This is a genomic window from Ralstonia condita (genome assembly GCF_958405655.1).
Lineage (GTDB): Bacteria > Pseudomonadota > Gammaproteobacteria > Burkholderiales > Burkholderiaceae > Ralstonia > Ralstonia condita.
In genome coordinates, this window is the sequence record NZ_CATYWO010000001.1 from 280,254 (window position 1) to 299,802 (window position 19,549).

Below are 19,549 nucleotides of genomic sequence, written 5' to 3' on the forward strand. Positions count from 1 at the left end.
AAGAAACCTCCGCGCTGCGGAGGTTTTTTTATGCGCGCATGCTGTCCAGCATGTTGTGCCATCGGTACTTCGTCGTTGCGGGGAAGCCCACCAGGCCAATGGGGTGCGCGGCGCAGGTCAGCGGCCCGCTTCGATCAAGGCAGCATGCCCATCTGCCGGAGCAGCGTCTGGTTGTCTTCCAGGTGCCAGTTCTCGGCGATCTTGCCGTCGGCAACGCGGTACAGATCAAACGCCTGAAAATCGATCGGCTGGTTCTGCCCGTGCGTAGCGCCGAATTGTCCGGTGAAGTGTCCGCGAAAGCGCAGGTGGACGGCCACGCGATCTCCCGCGACAACCATGTCTTCGATCTGCACGCGCATGTCGGGCACGGCCGCACGAAACGCCTTCGAGGCATCGAGGGGGCCTTGCGTACCCTGCGCGCGGCCGGCCGGCAGCGTGCGATCGGCAAACGCTGGCGAGAGCGCGGCGCTGGCGTATCGCGCATCGCCGGTATGCCAGAAGGTGGCGTAGCGGCGGGCAGCGAGCACGGCAGCGGCGGCCTGTGGCGTATCTGGCGCCGCAACGTGGTCGGCACGGATGAGGTCCGCATCGGCGGAAGCTGCAAAGGCGGGCAGTGCGGCGAGCAGGGTCAGCGCGACAGCGGCAAGCAGGGCAGGGCGGACAGCGGTGGTTCGGATCGACATGAGAGCTCCGTGGGTTGCGATGCGCTCCACTGTAGATTTCCAGCCGGAGGCGATAAAGATCCAACGAATCGATCCGGTATCAATCCACATTTGATGATGCGCGCCGATGTCGGAGATGTCCGCAAACGCAATGCCACGCACGTGATAGTCGATATCGATCCCTTCCTGCAGCCGGAACAGCCTCCACCGCGCCCGGATTTTCTAGACTGCCCCTGCATCCGACGGTCATACAGGAACACGGGAGAGGGAGACGATGGACATGAGCCACATCCTGTCGCGCACCGAGCGCGGCGCGCAGGAACTGCAGAGGCGCAGCGGGCAGGTCACGCACCGGCAGCGCGCAATCCTGCTGCTGATCAACGGTGAACGATCAGCCGCGGAGATCCTCGCGCAGTTGAGCAACGCCGGTCCGGACGAAAGCGATCTCGGTCGGCTGCTTGCCGACGGCTACGTCCGGACACGCGCCCCGGTCAAGGCGCAGCCGAAGGTGCTGGCCGGGCCTGCACCGGCGCCCGCCGCGCACGTTGCCGTGGGTCATGTCCGGCAGACGTCGATTGCGGATTGGCGGCTGAGCCAGGCGGGCGCGTTCTCGGCGCTGCAGCGTTATCTCGCCGAGGGGCCCGAGGCGCCGGACGACTTCCTCAACGGCCTGGCAGCCCCCCTGTATACGGCACTGACGACTTGCCGCAGCGAGGCCTCGGCGCACGCGGTGGTCGCGTTGCTGGAAACCCGCCTCGGTGTCGAGCGCCGCGATGTGAAGGAGGTGTCCTAGGAGGGAATACCGAATTTGCGCGATTTTCTCGTGCCATGGGCATGCATCGTTGATGCCCCGAGAAAATCGTCGCATGCTCCGTCGCGACATCACCTGACTGAGATCGCGATGACCGAGCCCACCCCAGCACAGCAATCCGCCGCCGGCGCGGACGTACCGATGATCGAGATTCGCGGCCTGACCAAACCGTATGGCGATCACACCGTCCCCAACGGTATCGACTTCGAGGTCGACGCCTCGCAGATGGTGGTTGTGATCGGCCCCAGCGGCTCGGGCAAGTGCATGGCAATCACGTTCGATGCCGCCGTCTGGCAAGGCAAGGCCGCCACGGCACCGGCGAGCGTGGCGATGTCACGCGCCTGTTTCAGATCGTGCGGCCCGCGCAGTCGATGCACCTGTCGGGGGTGCCTGCGTTGCGATATGGACATGCTCGTCGCTGCCGTGGCGCCGGCGTGTCGGCGCCTGCGGCCTACGGCATCACGTTGCTCGTCCTCGAGGTGCTCGTGCAGCACGTCGGCGTGACAGGCAAGGTGTGTGTGGCGGACCTCGCCGAAACCCATCCCGAATACGGCCAGGACAACCGCACAGCGCGGGTGGCTGCGCGTCTGGCGTATCACCTGCTGCGCCGCTCATGAAGCTGATCCCCGCTGACGCAATGCGCCGCATGCCGTGGAAGAACGGCGGCGGCGTGACGACCGAAATCGCCATCGCCCCCACCGGTGCCACGCTCGAAGATTTCGACTGGCGCGTGAGCACGGCACAGGTGGATGCCGCCGGCCTTTCTCACGCTTTGACGGCATCGACCGTGCGCTGGCCGTGATCGCGGGCGGCCGGTTGACGATGCATCGTGCCGACGCGATGCCGTGACCCTCGCCCCGGGCGAGCCGGCCGCGCGCTTTGCGGGGGAGGTGGAGATGCATGCCACGCTCGACGCGCCGCTCTCCGATTTCAACGTGATGACGCGGCGCGACGCGTGGACGCATCGCGCTGAAGCGGTCGCGCTGGCCGCGGGCGAGAGCTGGCCGTTGCCACGTGCGCAGCCGGGCATGCGATGGCGGGTGTATTGCGCAGACGGTGCGCTGTCGATTGACGCCCTTGATGTGCCGCGAGGCGCAGCCGTGTTGCTCGACGCAACCGACGATCCTCACACGCTTGTCGCGCGTGTCGGCTCGATGGGCTACCTCGTTGGCCTGTGGCCGCTCGGCTGAGGTTGCGGTCTGCCAAAAGAAAAGGGACCCCTTAGGGTCCCTTGCAACGCTACCGGCCCGGCACGCAGGCCGGACGCGGCAGAAGACGCTTACTTCTTCTTGTTCACGGCGTCCTTGAAGCCCTTGCCAGCCGTGAACTTCACGGTCTTGGTTGCCGGGATCTTGATGGCTTCGCCGGTGCGCGGGTTGCGGCCGGTGCGTGCAGCACGCTTGCCCGACGAGAACGAACCGAAGCCAACCAGCGTGATGGTGCCGCCCTTGGCGACGGTCTTCTTGATGTTTTCCAGCGCGGAGTTCAGCGCGCGCTCGGCGGCGGCGTTGCTCAGTTCAGCGTCTTTCGCAATGGCGGCTACGAGTTCGGATTTGGTCGTCATGTCAGTTCCCCACTTCAGGTTTGTTGGACAGCGTTGTACTGCGACCCGTTTTATATCACCGTTGTGATGGGTTGCACATCCCCTAACTGCAAGGCTTTGCGGGCCGTTGCTTGCAGCCGACACTTGTCCTGTCTACGTTTGCGGGCAGGCATCCGGGAAAAACCTGATATCGACAGGGTTTGTTTGCATTTCGGCGAGCCGCCGGCGCACCGAAAACGCGCAGGCGGCATCCCGGTCAACCGGTTCGCCTGCCTTCCGCGCACGGTGTGTTGAGGCAACGCAAACTTCAGGCAGAACATCATGTCGAGTGCGCAAACGGCGGTCGCACAAGGCTTTGAGGTCGGAGGCCCTGCCGACGGCGGATCGCGCGGGCTCACCGTGGTGGTTTCGGCGCGCGAGCGGATGGGTAGGGCGCGCGCAGGGGCGCTGCGTCGTGGTGCGGGGCTCGGCAGGCGGCGTGGCCGCCCGGGTGCGGCGCCCTGAGGCCTTGACAGCCAGGCACGCGCTGCCGCGTCGATTGTGCGCGTGCGTGGTCGATTTCGATCGCCTTTCGTCAGTCGCGATCGCACAGCCGCCGTGGCTGTCGGGCGGCCGCAGGGCATTCCGGCCCGGCAAACAGGTCGCGTAGAACCGGTTGCGCCATCGGCTGGCTGGTGCCGTACGCGTGACGCCGGGACCTGGCGGAATCGGTGACGGCTGCACGGGTCATGACCGCGCGAGCGGATGTGCGTGGCATGCGCGAGTTGGAAAGCGCTGCGTGGCCGGCGGCCAATGACAAGCGGCCGGTGGGTTGAGCCACCGGCCGCAGCGGATCGGGCGGGTTTCAGCCGATTACGTCTCGATCGGCTTGCCGGTGCGATCGTGCATCAACGCAAGCGCAAATACGCTGATGACGCCGGCCACCATCACGTAGTACGACGGCGCCAGCTTGCTGCCCGTGCTGGCGATCAGCCACGTCACGATCAGCGGGGCGAAGCCGCCGAAGATCGTCACCGCCAGGTTGTACGAAATCGACAGCCCCGTGGAGCGCACCGCCGTCGGAAACTGCTCGGCCAGCACCGCCGGCGCGGGGCCCGTGAACGCCGCCAGCAGCACGCCAAGGATGACCTGTACCTGCAGCAACGTCTGCACGGTCGGGCTCGCGTTCAGCCAGTGGAAGAGCGGATAGGCCGACGCCGCGATGATGAGCGCCACCGTGCCCAGCATGCGCTTGCGGCCAATGCGATCCGACAGGGTGCCCATGACCGGGCACAGTACGAAGATGATCGCGCCGCACAGTGCCGTCGATTGGAACGTCGCGCCCAGCGGCAGGCCGAGCTGCTGCTTGGCGTATGTCGGCATGTAGAACACCAGCGTGTAGGTGCAGACTGTCCACAGGATCGTCACGCCCAGGCCGCCCAGCACCTCGCGCGGGTGATCGCGCAGCACCTGCGACAGCGGCGCAAGACGCGGTTCCTGCGCTGCCTTCGCCTTCTGCGCTTCGAATGCGGGCGGCTCGTGCAGGTGAGAGCGGATGTACATGCCGACCGGCCCGATCAGCAGGCCGAACAGGAACGGAATGCGCCAGCCCCAGGCGTCGATCTGTTCCGGCGACAGCCCGTTCGTCACGATGGCGCCCATCGCCGCCCCGAGGATGAACGAGATGCCCTGGCTCGCCTGTTGCCAGCTTGCAAAATAGCCGCGCTTCTCATCCGGCGCGTATTCGATCAGGAACGCCGTGGCGCCGCCCACTTCGCCGCCCGCCGAGAAGCCCTGGATCAGCCGGGCGATCACGATCAGGATCGGCGCGCCGATGCCGATCTGGGCGTACGTCGGCGCCAGCCCGATGAGTGCTGTGCCCAGCGCCATCATCATGATCGTGAGCGTGAGCGACGCCTTGCGTCCCGCGCGGTCTGCGTAGACGCCGAGCACGACAGCCCCGACCGGCCGCATGAAGAACCCCACGCCAAAGGTCGCCACCGTGAGCAAGAACGAAGTGAGGTCGTTGCCGGTGGGAAAGAACAGCTTCGCGATGATGACCGCAAAGAAGCTGTAGACCGTGAAGTCGAACCACTCAAGGCCGTTGCCGATGGTGGCGGCAATGATGGCCTTGCGTCGGGTGACGGCGGAGATGGCCGCAGACGCTGCACGATCGCCCTGGGCGGGCGCTGCCGTGGCTTGCATGGATGAGTCCTCCAATGTTTGGTGGGTATCGCCGGCCGCGATTTCTCCCCCTGCGCATCCGGCGAAGCGGTCATGGTAAGTGATGCGGCAACAATTGACAGGGCACCCGCATGTGAGCCGGCAGGCACCGTCCTGGAATCGAATGGGCCTCGCGCTGTCCAAGCTGAAGGTACATGCACCGAATGGAGCGCACCATGAACCCGACACCGCGGCGCGGCGGCCGCATCGCCGCAATCCTGCCCAGGGCAGTGGCCGCATGCGCTGCCGCCATGCTCAGCGGCTGTGTAGTGGCACCGTACTATGATGCCTACGGGAACCCCATTGCCCCTGTGGCCGTGGCACCGGTGGCGACGTACCCGGCCTATCCGTACGATCCGTATTACTACTACGGGCCCGCCGTGTATCCCACGCCAATCTTCGGCAGTGTCTGGATCGGCGGTGGCGGATGCTGGGGGTGCCATCGCGGCTGGGGAGGCCGAGGCTGGGGAGGCCGGGGTTGGGGGCATGGCGGCTGGGCCCACGGTGGTGGGGGTCGCCGTCATTGATCGTCATCGTCTACGTGACGAAGAGGCCCGTACAGCCCGGCCGAACGCGAATTCCGCCGCCAGTTCAATACGCGTGATTGCGTAACGGGAATCTGTTGCAGCGCGACATACAATCCGTCGCTCTTAAAAGAAGAGCATGCGAGGAGATTGTCGATGTCCGTCATCATCGTGCTGGCTGCGCTGGCGTTCCTGATGTTTGCCGCGTACCGCGGTTACAGCGTCATCCTGTTTGCACCTCTGGCCGCCCTGGGCGCGGTGCTCCTGACCGATCCGTCCGCCGTGGCGCCGGTGTTTGCCGGCATCTTCATGGAGAAGATGGTCGGCTTCGTCAAACTGTATTTCCCTGTGTTCCTGCTTGGTGCCGTGTTCGGCAAGGTGATCGAGCTGTCGGGCTTTTCCCGCTCGATCGTCGCTTCGGTCATCCGGGTGGTGGGGGCCAAGCGGGCGATGCTCTCCATCGTGCTGGTGTGCGCGCTGCTGACGTATGGAGGCGTGTCGCTGTTCGTGGTGGTGTTTGCGGTGTATCCGTTTGCCGCGGAGATGTTCCGCCAGGGCAATATCCCCAAGCGCCTGATCCCGGGCACCATCGCGCTGGGCGCGTTTTCGTTCACGATGGATTCGCTGCCCGGCACGCCGCAGATCCAGAACATCATCCCGACCACGTTCTTCCACACCACATCGTGGGCCGCGCCAAAGCTGGGCACGATTGGCGCGCTGTTCATCATCGTGGTCGGCATGTCGTATCTGGAATGGCGCCGCCGCGCAGCTGCGCGCAACGGTCATGGCTATGACCACGGCCTCACCCGGCTGCTGAACGAGCCGGACACTGCCGTTGGTGGCAAGCTCGCGCACCCATTGGTCGCGTTGCTGCCGCTGGTGCTGGTGGGCGTCATGAACCTGCTGTTCACGCGCTGGATTCCGACGTGGTACGGCAAGGTTGTCACCGTTGCGCTGCCCGGGCTGCCCAAGCCGCTGACGGTGGAAGCCGACAAGCTGACGGCGATCTGGGCGGTCGAGGCGGCACTGCTGATCGGCATCATCGTGGTGATCGTGTTCGGGTTCCGTGCTGTCAAGGATCGGTTTGCTGAAGGCAGCAAATCAGCTGTGTCGGGCGCGCTTCTCGCCGCCATGAACACCGCATCGGAATACGGTTTTGGCGGCGTGATCGCCGCGTTGCCGGGCTTCCTGGTGCTGGCCGAGGGCCTGCGCGCCATCCCGAACCCGCTCGTCAATGAAGCGGTGACGGTGAGCACGCTCGCGGGCATCACCGGGTCCGCGTCGGGCGGCATGAGCATCGCGCTGGCTGCGATGGCTGAGCAGTTCGTGCAAGCTGCCCAGGCCACGGGGATCCCGATGGAGGTGCTGCACCGCGTGGCTGCCATGGCCTCGGGCGGCATGGATACGCTGCCGCACAATGGCGCGGTTATCACGCTGCTGGCGGTGACGGGCCTCACGCACCGCGAAGCCTATCGCGATGTGTTCTGCGTGACGATCATCAAGACCCTCGCTGTGTTCTTTGTGATTGCCGTGTTTTACGGCACCGGCCTCGTCTGAATTGCCAGCAGGTCAACAAAAAGCCGACGCAGTTGCGTCGGCTTTTTTTCGTGGACTCGCGCGTCGTTATTGCAGGCTGCCGGCGGCCTCGGAGCGGCGCTCACGGCAGACGCGCTGGGCTTCGCCAACCAGCGCGTCGCACTGGTTCGCGCGTCGTGCCCAGAATGCGCGGTCCGATGAAGATTCCGCGCTGACCTTGCCCTTGCGGTGCGTGACGTGCTGGTCAACCCACCTGTCGGTCTTCACGTGGGCCCGGTGGACTTTCTGCTTGAGGGTGCCCGGCTTTGCCTTGGGCTGCGCGCCCGACATGGCATCGTTGTGATAGCCGGGGTTGGCGGCGGCATCGGCCTCACGCTGCATCTGGGTGCGCGGGCCCTCCATCGTGCTGTCGACGCCAGTGACGGCGCTGTGATCCTTCTGCTGGGCCAGCGCGGGCGCCGCGCTGAGCCACGCGCACATGGCTACGGCAATGGCTGCAGCCAGACTCGTCACGTTGCGTGCTTGCATGCTCGTTCTCCTTGTTGTGAACGGGGGCGGACCTCACGACACGCATGTGGCGTGCCATCGGGGGTGAGTCCAGAACGTCACAATAGGGAAGCCGCAAGCCTGCAGGCAGCCGGGTTTGACTGAACCGGCTGTCGGACAAACGCCGTCAATCCGCCGCCCTCAGGCACGCACGAAGAGCCAGACCGTCAGGATGATGCCGACGAGCACGACGAAGCCGCGCAACACCTTCTCCGGCAGCCTGTGCAGCAGCCAGGCCCCCGCAACACCGCCCGCGATGCCGCCGATGCCCAATGCCACCACGGCGGCCCAGTTCACTTGCGGCGAGAACGCAAATACCGCCACGGCCGACGCATTCATCGTCATGGCGAGTACGTTCTTGGTCGCGCCTGCCATGCGCACCTGCTGGCCTGCCACCGTGAGGGCCGCGAGCATCAAGAACCCGATGCCCCCGCCGAAGTAGCCACCATAGATCGCAATCGCAAACTGGATCGTCGCCAGTGTCGTGGTCGACATGCCTGCGGCGGCATGCAGCGGCTTGCGTCGGAAGCTGCCCCACGCAAACACGCTCGTTGCAAACAGCACCAGGTACGGCACCAGCTTGGCAAAGAACGAAGGCGGTGTTGCCAGCAGCAACAGTGCCCCAAGCACCCCCCCCACGAGACTGATGACGATGAGGTGCTTCAGCGAGAGATGACGCTCGCCCGCATCTACGCCGCCGGCCAGCTTGCGCCCCGCGATCGACGAGGTGATCTGGCTCGGGAACAGCGCGATCGTCGAGGTCATGTTGGCCGCCAGCGGGTTGAGCCCCGCCAGCAACAGCGCCGGAAACGTAATGAACGAGCCGCCGCCCGCGAGGGCGTTCTGCGCGCCGGCATAGACGCCGGCCGCCGCAATCAGCAGGGCGGTGGAAGTGGAGAGTGTGGTCATAGGGGAGGACGTTGCGCAGCTGCGATCACCGCGCATGGTAATGGATGCAGCGCCTTGGCGCTTGCTAGCGGAGCGAGGTGCCGGTGCGCCGGCGCAGCCGCCACTCGACGACTTCGAATCCACCTTGCACCAGCAGCGCCAGCACAGCCGCAGGCAGGGCGCCTGCCAGCAGCGTCGTGCTGTCGTTGAGTGCGAGTCCGGTCGCGATGCGCTCACCGTAGCCGCCCGCGCCAATGAACGCGGCGATCGTGGCCGTGCCCACGCTGATGACGGCGGCCGTTTTGATGCCCGCCAGAATCATCGGCAGCGCCAGGGGCAGATCCACCACGCGCGTACGTTGCGAGGGCGTGAAACCGAGCGCCAACGCGGCGTCGCGCAAGCCATCGGGCACTTGCTCCAAGCCGACGATGGTGTTGCGCACGATGGGCAACAGCGCATACAGGGACAGCGCGATCAATGCAGGCACCACGCCGATCGATCCGACGATCGGGATGAGCATTGCCAGCAGCGCCAGCGACGGAATCGTCTGAAGCACGCCCACCAGCGCGAGGATCGGCTGCTTGATCGGCCGCCGCGCTGCCACCAGCCCAAGCGGCACACCAAGCAGCACGGCAACGCCGGTCGAAATGGCAACCAGGGTGAGATGCCGTTGCGTCAGGCGCCACAGGCCGTCGGTCAATTGCGTGAGGAACGCGCGGGTCGGTGTGGCAACCGGCGTGTTGCCCCGCGCTGCCAGAAACGCGCCCGCAACCTGCCCAAACGAACGGCCTTCCAGTTCCACGGCCGCGTTCATCGCCACCATGTCATCGGGATGAATGCGCCCTGCGAGCGCGATGATCGCTTGCCACTGCGCCGGGTGCCGCCGCATCACGTCGGCGCGGTAAAGCACCACGGCGTCGTAGCGCGGAAAGACATGTGCAGGGTCGTCCAGCACACGCAGGTGTTCGCGGCGGATTCTGGCATCGGTGGAGTAGATGTCGATCACGTCGACCTGCCTGGCGCGCAGCGCGTCATAGGCGACACCATGGTCCAGGCCAGTCGGATGCTGTGGCAACCCGTAGCGGCCTGCAATCGCAGGCCAGCCGTCGGCGCGGCCGACGAATTCATGGGACAGGCCAAGGCGCAGGGCTGGGTGCGAGGCAAGATCGGCGAGCGTGCGGATCTGTTCGCGCCTGGCGTCGGCTTCGCGCATGGCGAGCGCGTACGTGTCTTCAAACCCCAGCGGTACGCCGGCGGCCAGGCCAAGCGGCGCGAGCGCGCGGTTGACGTCGGCCAACAGGGTCGCCTGGTCGGGGTTGGCGGCTTGCCGGACGGGCAGATGCAGGATGTCAGCGGCGATGGTGCCGAGGTAATCGGGGTAGGCGTCGATGCTGCCGCTCTGGAGCGCTGCGAAGACGATGGCAGTGTTGCCCAGGCCGGGAACGTGCTCTGCGGCGCCCCGCGTGGCGGCGGTCTGCGTGAGGATTTCGGCCAGCACGTAGGATTCCGTGAAACGCTTGGAGCCGATGCGCAGCGGTTGGTCGGCGCATGCCCATGCACAGCACGTCAGCCAGCCCAGCGCAAGCCATTTCAGCATGCGCCGCAAGAAAAGACTGCCGATCAGTCGCCGTGTATCCAAAGTTCGTTGAGGTCGGTCAGGCCCCAGTCCCGGGGCTCTTCGCGCGAGACGATCTGGTCGCCGGTCTGCGCCAGGTCGATCAGTTCGGGTGCAATCCGCGTACCCGACGTTATCGAGAAGAATACCTTGACCGTGGGCGTGAGCAATGCCCCTGGCACGTGCTGCATGACCACGGCCAGCCGGCCAGAGCGCAATCGCACGAGCGTGCCGACCGGATAGATGCCTACGCTCCTGACAAACGCGTTGAAGACCATCGGGTCGAAATGGTGGCCGCGCCATTCGACCATGCGCTGGATGGCGTAGGAGGCTTCCCAGGCTTTCTTGTAAGGACGGTCGGAGGTAATGGCGTCATACACATCGCAGATCGCGCCCATGCGTGCGAAGAGCGAGATGCCCTCGCCAGCGAGTTTGTGCGGATAACCTGTTCCGTCCATGCGCTCGTGGTGGTGCAGGCACACGTCGAGGGCAATGTCGCGCATGCTGCTGTCGCCGGCCAGGATGTCGTGCCCCGCTTGCGGGTGGGCGATCACGCTGCGGAACTCGTCGGCCGTGAGTGCGCCGGGTTTGTTGAGCACCTGGGGCGGAATGGCAATCTTGCCAATGTCGTGCAGGAGGCCCGCCAGGGCGGCATCCCGCACTTCGTCATCGGACAGGCCGAGCTGGCGGCCCAGCGCCACCATCAGCGCACATACAGCCACCGAGTGCAGGAAGGTATAGCGGTCTTTCGTTTTCAGGCGCGCCAGGCTCACCAGCGCGCTCGGGTGGCGGTCCACCGAGCCGGAAATCGCCTCGACCAGCGGTAGCGCGTCGCGCGCTTCGATGGTGCGGCCCATGCGTGCATCGGCAAATAGGGCTTGCACGGCGACCTCCGCCTTGCTGATGAGGCGCGCGGCGCGGCGCATCTCGTCTGCGTAGCTGATCGGGCGCGGCGTGATGGCGGTTTCCGCCGTGCCTGGCGGCGCCGCCAAGGGCCCGGGGGGCGATGGTACCGCCGGTGTGCAGGGCACATCTGTTCCTCGCGCGGTATCGATCCACACCTCGCGGATGCCGCTGGCACGCAGGCGCTGCAACTGGCCGGTATCTTCGACACGAAAGCGGGCCCGCCAGAACGGGTGGTCCAGCCACGAGCCGACAAATTCGTCCAGATACATGCCTACCCGCAGGTGTTCAATGGCAATGCGCTTGCGCATGTTGATATCTACATCCCCCAGTCCAGATGGCGGCCGCAGCGGAGTGTTTGCGCAAAATAGCGCCGCTGTGCCGATGGTTGCCTTCCAACATATCGGACGGCTGCACGGGGCCTTGAGCAGGGAAAGCCCGGACACATGGGGGGCGAGGAGGCGTGGAGGCTCCGCCCGCGATAGGCAAAAAAACAGGCGGCCTTGAAGGACCGCCTCGGGAAACCGATGCCGGTGGCGACTGGAGCGCCCGGCAAACGGGGAGGGAGAGATTGGTGTTCGGTGGACGCGCAGCGCGCGCCCGACGATGCTTATTGGCCGTCGGTGAACGGATCGGCCTTGCCCACCAGGGCGCCGTCCGTGTACGGATCGGCCTTGCGCAGTTGGCCATCGGTGTACGCATCGGTCTTGCGCAGTGCGCCGTCCGTGTAGATGTCTGCCTTGCGGGCGCCGTCGGTGTACGGGTCAGCCTTGGTCACGGCCTGGCCGTTGGTGTACGGGTCCTTGCCCTGCACGCCGGCGGCAAAAGCGGGAACGGCGGCAACAGCGATCAGCGAGGCGAGAATCAGGTTCTTGGTTTTCATCATGGACTCCACAGTCGGGGGGTGAACGTTACTGCCGGGGCGTATTCGCTGCAGTGCGGTAACGCGATGGCATAAGCTTAGTCGTTGCTTGGAGGGTAAAAAAGTGGTTCCGTTAAACTGTTTGTTCAAAAAATAAGAACAATTGTGACCCCTCAAGCCCCCGAATCTGCACATAAGTCATTGATTTGAAACATTAATGTGAGATACGGGATAACCCTTAATGCGGAAGTCTGACGTTGTGCCTGGCAAAAGATTCCGCTCCGGCACGCGCCGAATTGTTGCATTGCGTTACAGGCGAGGCGATTCCGCTCCCCAGGATGGGGCGTTTTGCCCCTAAACCTTCAGCGCAGATGGTCGTTGATGCAGGAACGGGCGCTGTTTTCTGCCCGGCCGTGCAGCAAGAAGGAAGGCCATCATGCCCATCACCACCGCTTCCATCGCCCGTTTCGACGTCGACGGCGTTGCCTACCAGGCGAGGCTGTTCGCCATGCCATTCCACGTACCGGAAAACGGCCGCGTGCGCGCACATGCGGTAGGCCGGCCAGAGATGCCCTTTGGCGGCGTGCACGTGCTGGCGAAATGGCTTGAGTCGCGTGTATTGCCGGACGGCGTGGGGCTGGTGATGGCCGATCGCCTGTTCTCGCATGGTGCGGTGGACCAGTGGTCGGGCGCCGACGGCGCACGCGCCGCGAAGGTGCTGTCGCAGGTGGCCCTGGGCAGCAAGGGTGGCCATCGGCTGTGGCGCAACACGGCTGCCGGCGGGTTTCGTGATGAGACCGCGTTCTTCCTGGGTGCCGCGTATGTGCAGACGGATGCCGCCGTCGACGACATCCGACTTCTGGGCGATTTGATCCAGGCCGAAGAGTGGTCAAGCGTGGCCGATGCCGCGTCGACCATGATGGGCCTGCATCTGTATCGTCCGGACGAGCCGGAGACGCTGGTCAACTGCGCCTTGCTGGCGCCGGCATGGACCGAAGCCGCCGTGGAGCGTGCGGACGGCTACCGTGCGCTGACGCTTCTGCACGCCTTCACCGAAGACGACGAGGACGTCCATGTCGACATCGAACTGCTGCCGCCTGGCCAAGTGGTGTTGCAGGTGGAATCGTGCTCGACGCGCTTTTCGGCGCGCTTCGACCCAGAACTGCTGGGTCGGGACATGACGGACGCGCTGCTGCGTGACGCCCTGGCCTTGCAGCACGGACAGCGCGCCGACCTCCATTGAAGCTTTCGCTTATTTGGCGGGTGTATTCCACGGATACGCCAGCCAGGCGTCGAAGCGCTTGCCAAATTCGCCGCTCTCGATGGTCTGCCGCAGCCACTGGTCGACGAAGTTCTTGAACACCACGTCGCGCGGCAGCAGATAGGCTTTCTCCGAGAAGTCGAACGGAGCGTCCGGGTGCACGGCGCACAGTTCCGGGTGCAGCTTCTGCTGGAGCCGCGTTTCAACCGCGTCGGTCATCATCAGGTCGGCGCGGCCGGCAACGATTTCATTGAAGATGGTCACGTTGTCCGGGTACACGCGGATCTGTGCCTGCTTCAGATGTGCTCGTGCGAACTTCTCGTTGGTGCCGCCAGGGTTGACGACCGCGCGCACGTTGGGCTGATCGATCTGCGCCAAGGTCTGGAATTTGGCCTGGTTCTCGCAGCGCGTGATCGGCGTCTTGCCATCGCGCTGATACGGGATCGAATAAAACGCCTTCTTCTGGCGCTCGAGCGTCACGGATATGCCGCTCATGGCGATGTCATATCGATCCGCTGCAAAGTCCTGCATCAGTGTGGACCAGGTGGTCGGCACCACTTCGAGTTTCACGCCCAGCGCCTTGGCCAGGCGTTCGCCCATTTCCACATCGAGGCCGATGAAGCGACCGTCGCCGGGGTTCTTGTAGCTGAAGGGCTTGTAGTCGCCGGTGGTGCCGACACGCAAGGTGCCTCGGGCGATGATTTCGTCGAGGCGGTTGGTGGCCTGCGCCAGCGCGGGCGCGGCAAGGCAGGCGCATAGCGCGAAGACACTCGCGCGGACGATGCGATTGAACATGAAACGACTCCCCATCTGAAAGAAGAAGCAATCGGGCGCGGCTGCCGTGGTACCGCGCCCCCGTCGGTGAGCTTACTGGCCCGAAGCCGTATTCCACTGGAGCGCGTTGAGCACTGCCAGCGACATCGCTGTGACGCCCGTCTTGATGGTCGGCTCGGGCACCGGCGCAAACAGCGGCGAGTGATTGATCGGCAGCGGCTTGGCACCCGGCTTGAGCGAAGCAAAGTACGCCTGCGGATCATTCGCGCCGATGAAGAAGAACATCGAAGGGATGCCCGCGTCAACAAACGCGGAGAAATCTTCGCTGGCGGTAATGGGCGGCACCCGCAGTACGCGGTCATTGCCGAAGGCGGTCTTGAACACCGCCTCGGTGCGTGCCACGACGGTGGGATCGTTGTTGACGGCTTTGCCGCCCTCGGTGATCTTGATGTCGGCCTCCGGTGCGCCCGACATGTCCGTCACCGCTTTGGCCGTGCGGCGAATGCCGTTGAGCATCTTCTGGCGCACTGCCGGCTTGTACGAGCGGATCGTGCCGCGCAGCAGCACGCTGTCGGGAATGATGTTTTCTGCGCTACCGCCCTGGATGGCTCCAATGCTGACCACGCCGAATTCCTGCGGATCCTTCTCGCGGCTGATCACGCTCTGCAGATCGACCACGAAGCGCGCCGCCATCATCACCGGGTCGATCGTCTTGTCTGGCGCGGAGCCGTGGCCGCCGCGGCCCTTGAAGGTGATTTCCAGCCCGTCGGAGTTGGACGTGATCGGGCCGCTGTTGAAGACGATCGCGCCATACGGCCCTGGGCCGGTGTGCAGGGCGAACGCATAGTCGGGTTTGGGAAAGCGTTTGAAGAACTCGTCGTCGATCATGCTTTGCGCGCCAGACACGGTTTCCTCGGCGGGCTGCGCTACGAACAACAGCGTGCCGTGCCAACGGTCCTTGAGCGCGACGAGCGTTTTTGCGGTGCCCACCCAGGACGCCATGTGCACGTCATGTCCGCAGCTGTGCGCCACGCCGACGTCTTCGCCTCTCCATTTCGTGCGGACGTGGCTTGCGTAGGGCAGGCCGGTCTTTTCTTCCATCGGCAGCGCGTCGAGTTCGGTGCGCACCAGGATCGTCGGGCCGGCGCCATTGCGATACACGGCCACCACGCCGGTCTTGCCCACATGTTCCGTCACCTCAAAGCCGATCTTGCGCATTTCAGCGGCCAGCTTGGCGGCGGTACGCGTTTCCTGAAAGGCGAGCTCCGGGTGGGCGTGGATGTCCTTGTAGAGTGCATCGAGCTGGCCGTATTCGGCATTGACCGCTGCATCCACAGCTGGCTTGACCTGGGCCACGTCAATGCTGCTGGCGGCAGTCGCGGAGGCGCCTGCCGACGCGTCGCCAGGGAGCGATGTCTGTGCGAGTGCCGGAACGGCGATGCCTGCGAGCAGCCAGGCGAGCGCGGCGTGCTGGAAGCGGGTGGGGCGAGCGGGCATGGGGTCTCCTTGCGTTGCGGGCTTTTTTGGCCATATTGTTGCTTGATCAAGCGTTTTGATTATGCAGTGGCGTGCGCTGCCATACACCCCGGGGCAGCCCGGATAGACCCGTCGCCAGTCATGCCCCGGCGCCGACCGTATCCGGATGTCATGCCAAGGGCCCGACAGGCCTTCGCAGGAGTTGGCACCGGCTGGGGGCTTGCCTAGACTGGGATGGGTCTGCCGCTCCCTGGAATCGCAACTCGAATGACGCCGGCGATGTGTCTTCAGCTCTCGTTTCGCGATGCCCCGCCTGCGGATGCGACGGTTCGCGCGGCTCTGGAAGCCGCGCAGCGGGTGCTTGAGCGCAGCGCGGTATCGCCACGCGAGGCGTTTGCGGCCTACCAGGCATTCGCCTTCGGTGGAGGAAGCCCCGACCCCTTGGCTTTGGCGTTCGCCCGGGCGGAAGCCGAAGCCATGGACACGCTCGCGGCGTACGGCTACGCCCGCTATGGCACCGTCAGCCTTGGCGTGCGCTAGGCGATCGCGATCGGTTTCAGATCTCCGCGGCTTTGCCACCCAACCGCCGCGCCGTCTCCGACACATGACGGTGGATGCGCGCGAGAAAGTCGATTTCTGCCGCGCGCGTAGGCGAATGTCCCAACGCCTGTGACAGATGCGTCGCCACGAAGGACGATTGCGGCGCCAGCATGCTGATCAGGCGCAGCAGTTCGCGGCGGGCCTGCGCTGCGTCGTAGCCGAGATGGTCGGCCAGCGCGAGCAAGGCCTCCTGGTCAATGGCGTCGTACCGGGCTTGGGCGTCGGTCGAAAGGGCATCGGTGTCCCACTCCTTCGCGTAGACCGCGGCGCAGAACAGGTGATCGTGTGCGGCCAGACGGATACCGTCTGGCCCGATGTGGAAATGCAGGGTGCCCGCCGATGCATTGCGCCCGCCGATCAGCAGGCAGAAGACCATCCAGCGAAAGAGCGATGCCGTGGCAGCCGTCGGGTCGGCGCACAGGCGTGCGCATTGAGCGACCTGCTCAACCGTGATGGGCAGGAAACGGTGCCCCGGCGAGAGCCCGAGCAGCTGGACGGCAGAGACCACATAGCGTGCCTGCACGAGTGCCGTGTCATCACTCTTGCAGCGCAGCGTGCGATCCAGCCGCTGGACGACGGCAGCGGTCTCCGGAAACTGCCGCAGACCGAGGAATGGTGTTTCCAGCCCAATGCTCCGACCAAGCAGGGTGGCCCAGCAATGGTTGATGGTGGCATAGGGAAGGTGGGCGCCTTCACCCAGGTCCAACCGCACGAAATGACTGGATTGTGCAGCGTTGGCCGGCGCGGCAAAACGGCCCAGCCACATCGACACCGGCAGACCGTTGGATGCGAGGAAGGGCAGGTGGATCGCTTCGGGTTTGGACGCTGCATGGGTTGTGCCGTAGCGAGCGCGGGGTTCGGCCACCTGCAGCGGTGTGGGCGGGTTCGGCCGTCCGACGCTTTGCCGGAATTGCAGCACGACATCGCGTTCAGAGAGGCCGTCCGCGCGACCGTTGCTGGGTTTGACGCCGGCGGGAACCAGCGTCAGCGGACCATCCAGATCGGGGGCCGCCTGGGCGAGATGCTCGAGCGCCGCCGCCGCGGTCTTGGGTGCATCACGTGCCGGTTCGGGCAGCAGATACTCGAAGAAATGCCGCACCGGGTGCGTCTGCGCCGTGTCGGCGACGGTGCCGTCAGCGCGGGGCAAGTGCGGACTCAGGTCAAAGCCCTGGGAGGCCGTCTGCCACCGAGCGTCGTAACTGAACGCCCAACCGTGGCGGCCGCCCGAGATTCGACCGATCAGATGCTTGTTCAGATAGACGTCCAGCATGCGCAATTCCAGCGTATTTGATGGAGCGTGCTTGGTCGGCCGCGCTGCGGAGGATCCGCCAGCAATCGGAAATCAACGATACGCAGATACCCTGCGGAGATTCCCTTGCACGCCCCTCATCGACCGAGGTCCGAGCATAACAAAGAAAATTTGATGAACCATTGAAAAGCGCCGATTTCAATGCTGCAAGTTTCTGAAATCGGATTATCGGATCGTTAAGATCGCCTGCTTGAAGGGCGATGTCCTCGATGTTTCTTTCAGGCTTTCACCAACTTTAAAGCTGGTGGCAGGGTGCGGCCAGGGCTATGGAAGAAATTGCCATGGCCGCGCACGACGACGTATTTATTACAACGCTAGGCCAGATGGCTTTCTTTTAGAAACTTGATGCATTGCACGAATGGCAGAACACAGTGCATCGATAATGAAAAGCGAAAAAAAAATACACCGCCTTTTCGACAAGTTCGTGACCGCATCGAAGCGCGCCATTCAACCCGGTGGTTTGGCGCGACGCTTCAGCGGCCGGAGCGCAGCATCGAATCCTTCTCGTCGATCGTACCGTCCGGCTTTGTACGCGCTTTCTTGCCCGGCGCCAGCACACCGGTGGACAGCGACGTGCCGAGCAGGATCACCGCGCAGCCGAACACCATGTTGAGCGTCAACTGTTCACCCAGGAACAGGATGCCCCACAGCACGCCGAACACCGGGATCAGAAACGTCACCGACACCGCGCGCGTCGGTCCCACGTGTGCAACCAGACGGAAGAACAGGATGTATGCGACGCCCGTGCATGCGATGCCCAGACCGATCACGTGCAGCCACACACCGCCGGTAGGCGTTTGGGCGGGCCACAGCCAGAACGCCAGCGGCGCCAGCACAGCGGCGGCCGCCAGCTGGCTGCCGGCCGCCACGGCAAGCGGCGGCACGCCGGTCAGGAAGCGCTTGGTATAGCTGCTGGCCAGGCCGTATAGCACGGTAGCCGACAGCGCCGCGGCCACCGCCATTCCCCCTTGCCTGGCATCGATGGCCGATGAACCGCCCACCAGCACGATCACGCCGACGAAGCCGATCGCCAGCCCCAGCACGCGCAGCGACGACATCCGCTCGCCGAGCCACGCAAACGCCACGATCGCCGCAAACAGGGGTGCTGCCGCATTGAGCACCGACGTAAAGCCCGCGGTGAGTGTGAGCTCTGCATAGGCGAACAGGCAGAACGGAATGGCCGAGTTCAGCACACCGACCGCCAGCAGGTGGGGCCAATGCGCACGCAGCCCGCTCAGTCCCCGGCGCCAGGTCAGCACGGGCACCAGGAAGCACGATGCGATGGCTACGCGCAGCGCGATCAGCGCCACCGGCCCAAACTGCGGAGCGGCCACACGCATGAACAGGAAGGAGCCGCCCCACAAGGCGGCGAGCGTCAGGAGTTCCAAGACATCGGAGCGGCGCATGGAGCGGTCTCTATAGGGTGGTGTGAGGTCTGGCCCGCCGCAGGCGGGATGCGGGCGTCATTGTCCGCGCTCCACGGCTTTCATGCCGGGGCCAGGTCGAGCGGATGCTGGCGGGCATCACCGACCACCGGCAGGCGTATGCCCACCTGCGCGGGATGGCCTTCGAGCCGCAGCAGCGCGGCTTTGCGCGACAAGCCGCCGGCGTAGCCGGTGAGCGTGCCATCGGCGCCGACCACGCGGTGACACGGGATGGCAATCGAGATCGGGTTACGGCCGATGGCTGTGCCCACCGCGCGCGCATGCTCACGCGTGAGGCCCAGGCGTGCGGTGATCTGGCCATAGGTGGTGCATTCACCGAAGGCAATGCTGCACAACAGGCGCCAGACATCCCGCTGGAAGGGCGTGCCGGCGGGCGCCATCGGCAGACTGAACTCATGCAGCCTGCCGGCGAAGTACGCCTCGAACTGCGCTTGTGCTTCGCGGATGATCGGTTCGCTCGGGCCCGGTGGCATGGTCGCGGCATGCAGGGGCGTGGTCTTTTGGCCGCTGAAGAACGCGCCGGTCAGGTGGGTATCGGTGGCGATCAGCAGCAGCTTGCCCAGGGGGCAGACGAACGTGTGGCGATACATGG

General features: G+C 65.0%; 19 protein-coding genes and 2 pseudogenes. 8 read left to right on the plus strand and 13 right to left on the minus strand.

The window, feature by feature from the left end; genetic code table 11:
• Positions 1–134: 134 nt before the first annotated feature.
• Positions 135–683, minus strand: a complete 549-nt coding sequence (locus tag R2N03_RS01290) for an ester cyclase (protein WP_316654190.1) — start codon at positions 681–683, stop codon at positions 135–137.
• Positions 684–942: 259 nt separating this feature from the next.
• Between R2N03_RS01290 and R2N03_RS01295 the strand changes: the two genes are divergently transcribed.
• From R2N03_RS01295 to R2N03_RS01310, 4 genes and pseudogenes are all read left to right on the plus strand, one after another.
• The gene (locus R2N03_RS01295; RefSeq protein WP_316654192.1) at positions 943–1,455 is read left to right on the plus strand and encodes a hypothetical protein; all 513 of its coding nucleotides are present in this window, start codon (positions 943–945) and stop codon (positions 1,453–1,455) included.
• Between the two features lie 159 nt (positions 1,456–1,614).
• Positions 1,615–1,734 (plus strand): annotated as a pseudogene (locus R2N03_RS01300) (amino acid ABC transporter ATP-binding protein); the annotation flags it as partial.
• Positions 1,735–1,907: 173 nt separating this feature from the next.
• Complete coding sequence (locus R2N03_RS01305) at positions 1,908–2,090, plus strand: arginase family protein (protein WP_316654194.1); 183 nt, start codon at positions 1,908–1,910, stop codon at positions 2,088–2,090.
• Positions 2,087–2,663 (plus strand): annotated as a pseudogene (locus R2N03_RS01310) (HutD/Ves family protein). The gene R2N03_RS01305 and the pseudogene R2N03_RS01310 overlap by 4 nt, the downstream one beginning before the upstream one ends.
• An 89-nt stretch (positions 2,664–2,752) precedes the next feature.
• Here the strand turns inward: R2N03_RS01310 and R2N03_RS01315 are convergent.
• Both R2N03_RS01315 and R2N03_RS01320 read right to left on the minus strand, forming a co-directional pair.
• Positions 2,753–3,037: an HU family DNA-binding protein gene (locus tag R2N03_RS01315; protein ID WP_003272088.1), complete on the minus strand. Its 285-nt coding sequence runs from the start codon at positions 3,035–3,037 to the stop codon at positions 2,753–2,755.
• 831 nt (positions 3,038–3,868) lie between these two features.
• Positions 3,869–5,200: an MFS transporter gene (locus tag R2N03_RS01320; RefSeq protein ID WP_316654274.1), complete on the minus strand. Its 1,332-nt coding sequence runs from the start codon at positions 5,198–5,200 to the stop codon at positions 3,869–3,871.
• Between the two features lie 194 nt (positions 5,201–5,394).
• On the opposite strand from R2N03_RS01320, the gene R2N03_RS01325 reads away from it, so the two are divergent.
• Positions 5,395–5,745: a hypothetical protein gene (locus tag R2N03_RS01325; RefSeq protein ID WP_316654275.1), complete on the plus strand. Its 351-nt coding sequence runs from the start codon at positions 5,395–5,397 to the stop codon at positions 5,743–5,745.
• A gap of 153 nt (positions 5,746–5,898) precedes the next feature.
• Positions 5,899–7,299 (plus strand): GntP family permease, encoded by a 1,401-nt coding sequence (locus R2N03_RS01330; protein WP_316654278.1) that lies wholly within the window; start codon positions 5,899–5,901, stop codon positions 7,297–7,299.
• Positions 7,300–7,365: 66 nt separating this feature from the next.
• Here R2N03_RS01330 and R2N03_RS01335 read toward each other — a convergent pair whose 3' ends face one another.
• From R2N03_RS01335 to R2N03_RS01355, 5 genes are all read right to left on the minus strand, one after another.
• Complete coding sequence (locus R2N03_RS01335) at positions 7,366–7,806, minus strand: hypothetical protein (RefSeq protein ID WP_316654280.1); 441 nt, start codon at positions 7,804–7,806, stop codon at positions 7,366–7,368.
• Positions 7,807–7,965: 159 nt separating this feature from the next.
• Complete coding sequence (locus tag R2N03_RS01340) at positions 7,966–8,733, minus strand: sulfite exporter TauE/SafE family protein (RefSeq protein ID WP_316654283.1); 768 nt, start codon at positions 8,731–8,733, stop codon at positions 7,966–7,968.
• Between the two features lie 64 nt (positions 8,734–8,797).
• Positions 8,798–10,351, minus strand: a complete 1,554-nt coding sequence (locus tag R2N03_RS01345; protein WP_316654285.1) for an ABC transporter permease/substrate-binding protein — start codon at positions 10,349–10,351, stop codon at positions 8,798–8,800.
• Positions 10,333–11,541, minus strand: coding sequence for a cyclic di-GMP phosphodiesterase (locus R2N03_RS01350; protein ID WP_316654287.1), 1,209 nt, complete (start codon positions 11,539–11,541; stop codon positions 10,333–10,335). The genes R2N03_RS01345 and R2N03_RS01350 overlap by 19 nt, the downstream gene beginning before the upstream one ends.
• A 299-nt stretch (positions 11,542–11,840) precedes the next feature.
• Positions 11,841–12,113 (minus strand): hypothetical protein, encoded by a 273-nt coding sequence (locus R2N03_RS01355; RefSeq protein ID WP_316656480.1) that lies wholly within the window; start codon positions 12,111–12,113, stop codon positions 11,841–11,843.
• 415 nt (positions 12,114–12,528) lie between these two features.
• Here R2N03_RS01355 and R2N03_RS01360 point away from each other — a divergent pair, with 415 nt between their 5' ends.
• Positions 12,529–13,335 carry a hypothetical protein gene (locus R2N03_RS01360; RefSeq protein ID WP_316654288.1) on the plus strand — a complete coding sequence of 269 codons (807 nt, stop codon included), beginning with the start codon at positions 12,529–12,531 and terminating at the stop codon, positions 13,333–13,335.
• A 9-nt stretch (positions 13,336–13,344) separates the two neighbouring features.
• On the opposite strand, the gene R2N03_RS01365 is transcribed toward R2N03_RS01360, so the two are convergent.
• Entirely contained in the window at positions 13,345–14,148 is an 804-nt protein-coding gene (locus R2N03_RS01365) for a transporter substrate-binding domain-containing protein (RefSeq protein ID WP_316654290.1), read from the minus strand.
• A gap of 72 nt (positions 14,149–14,220) precedes the next feature.
• Positions 14,221–15,624, minus strand: a complete 1,404-nt coding sequence (locus R2N03_RS01370) for a M20 family metallopeptidase (RefSeq protein ID WP_316654292.1) — start codon at positions 15,622–15,624, stop codon at positions 14,221–14,223.
• A 246-nt stretch (positions 15,625–15,870) separates the two neighbouring features.
• On the opposite strand from R2N03_RS01370, the gene R2N03_RS01375 reads away from it, so the two are divergent.
• Positions 15,871–16,143: a hypothetical protein gene (locus R2N03_RS01375; protein WP_316654295.1), complete on the plus strand. Its 273-nt coding sequence runs from the start codon at positions 15,871–15,873 to the stop codon at positions 16,141–16,143.
• Between the two features lie 16 nt (positions 16,144–16,159).
• Here the strand turns inward: R2N03_RS01375 and R2N03_RS01380 are convergent, their stop codons facing one another.
• The 3 genes from R2N03_RS01380 to R2N03_RS01390 form a co-directional block, all read right to left on the minus strand.
• Positions 16,160–17,473, minus strand: a complete 1,314-nt coding sequence (locus tag R2N03_RS01380) for a HipA N-terminal domain-containing protein (protein WP_316654297.1) — start codon at positions 17,471–17,473, stop codon at positions 16,160–16,162.
• Between the two features lie 512 nt (positions 17,474–17,985).
• Entirely contained in the window at positions 17,986–18,918 is a 933-nt protein-coding gene (locus R2N03_RS01385; protein WP_316654300.1) for a DMT family transporter, read from the minus strand.
• Positions 18,919–18,998: 80 nt separating this feature from the next.
• On the minus strand, positions 18,999–19,547 hold the full coding sequence (locus R2N03_RS01390; RefSeq protein WP_316654302.1) for a methylated-DNA--[protein]-cysteine S-methyltransferase: 549 nt from the start codon (positions 19,545–19,547) through the stop codon (positions 18,999–19,001).
• Positions 19,548–19,549 lie beyond the last annotated feature (2 nt).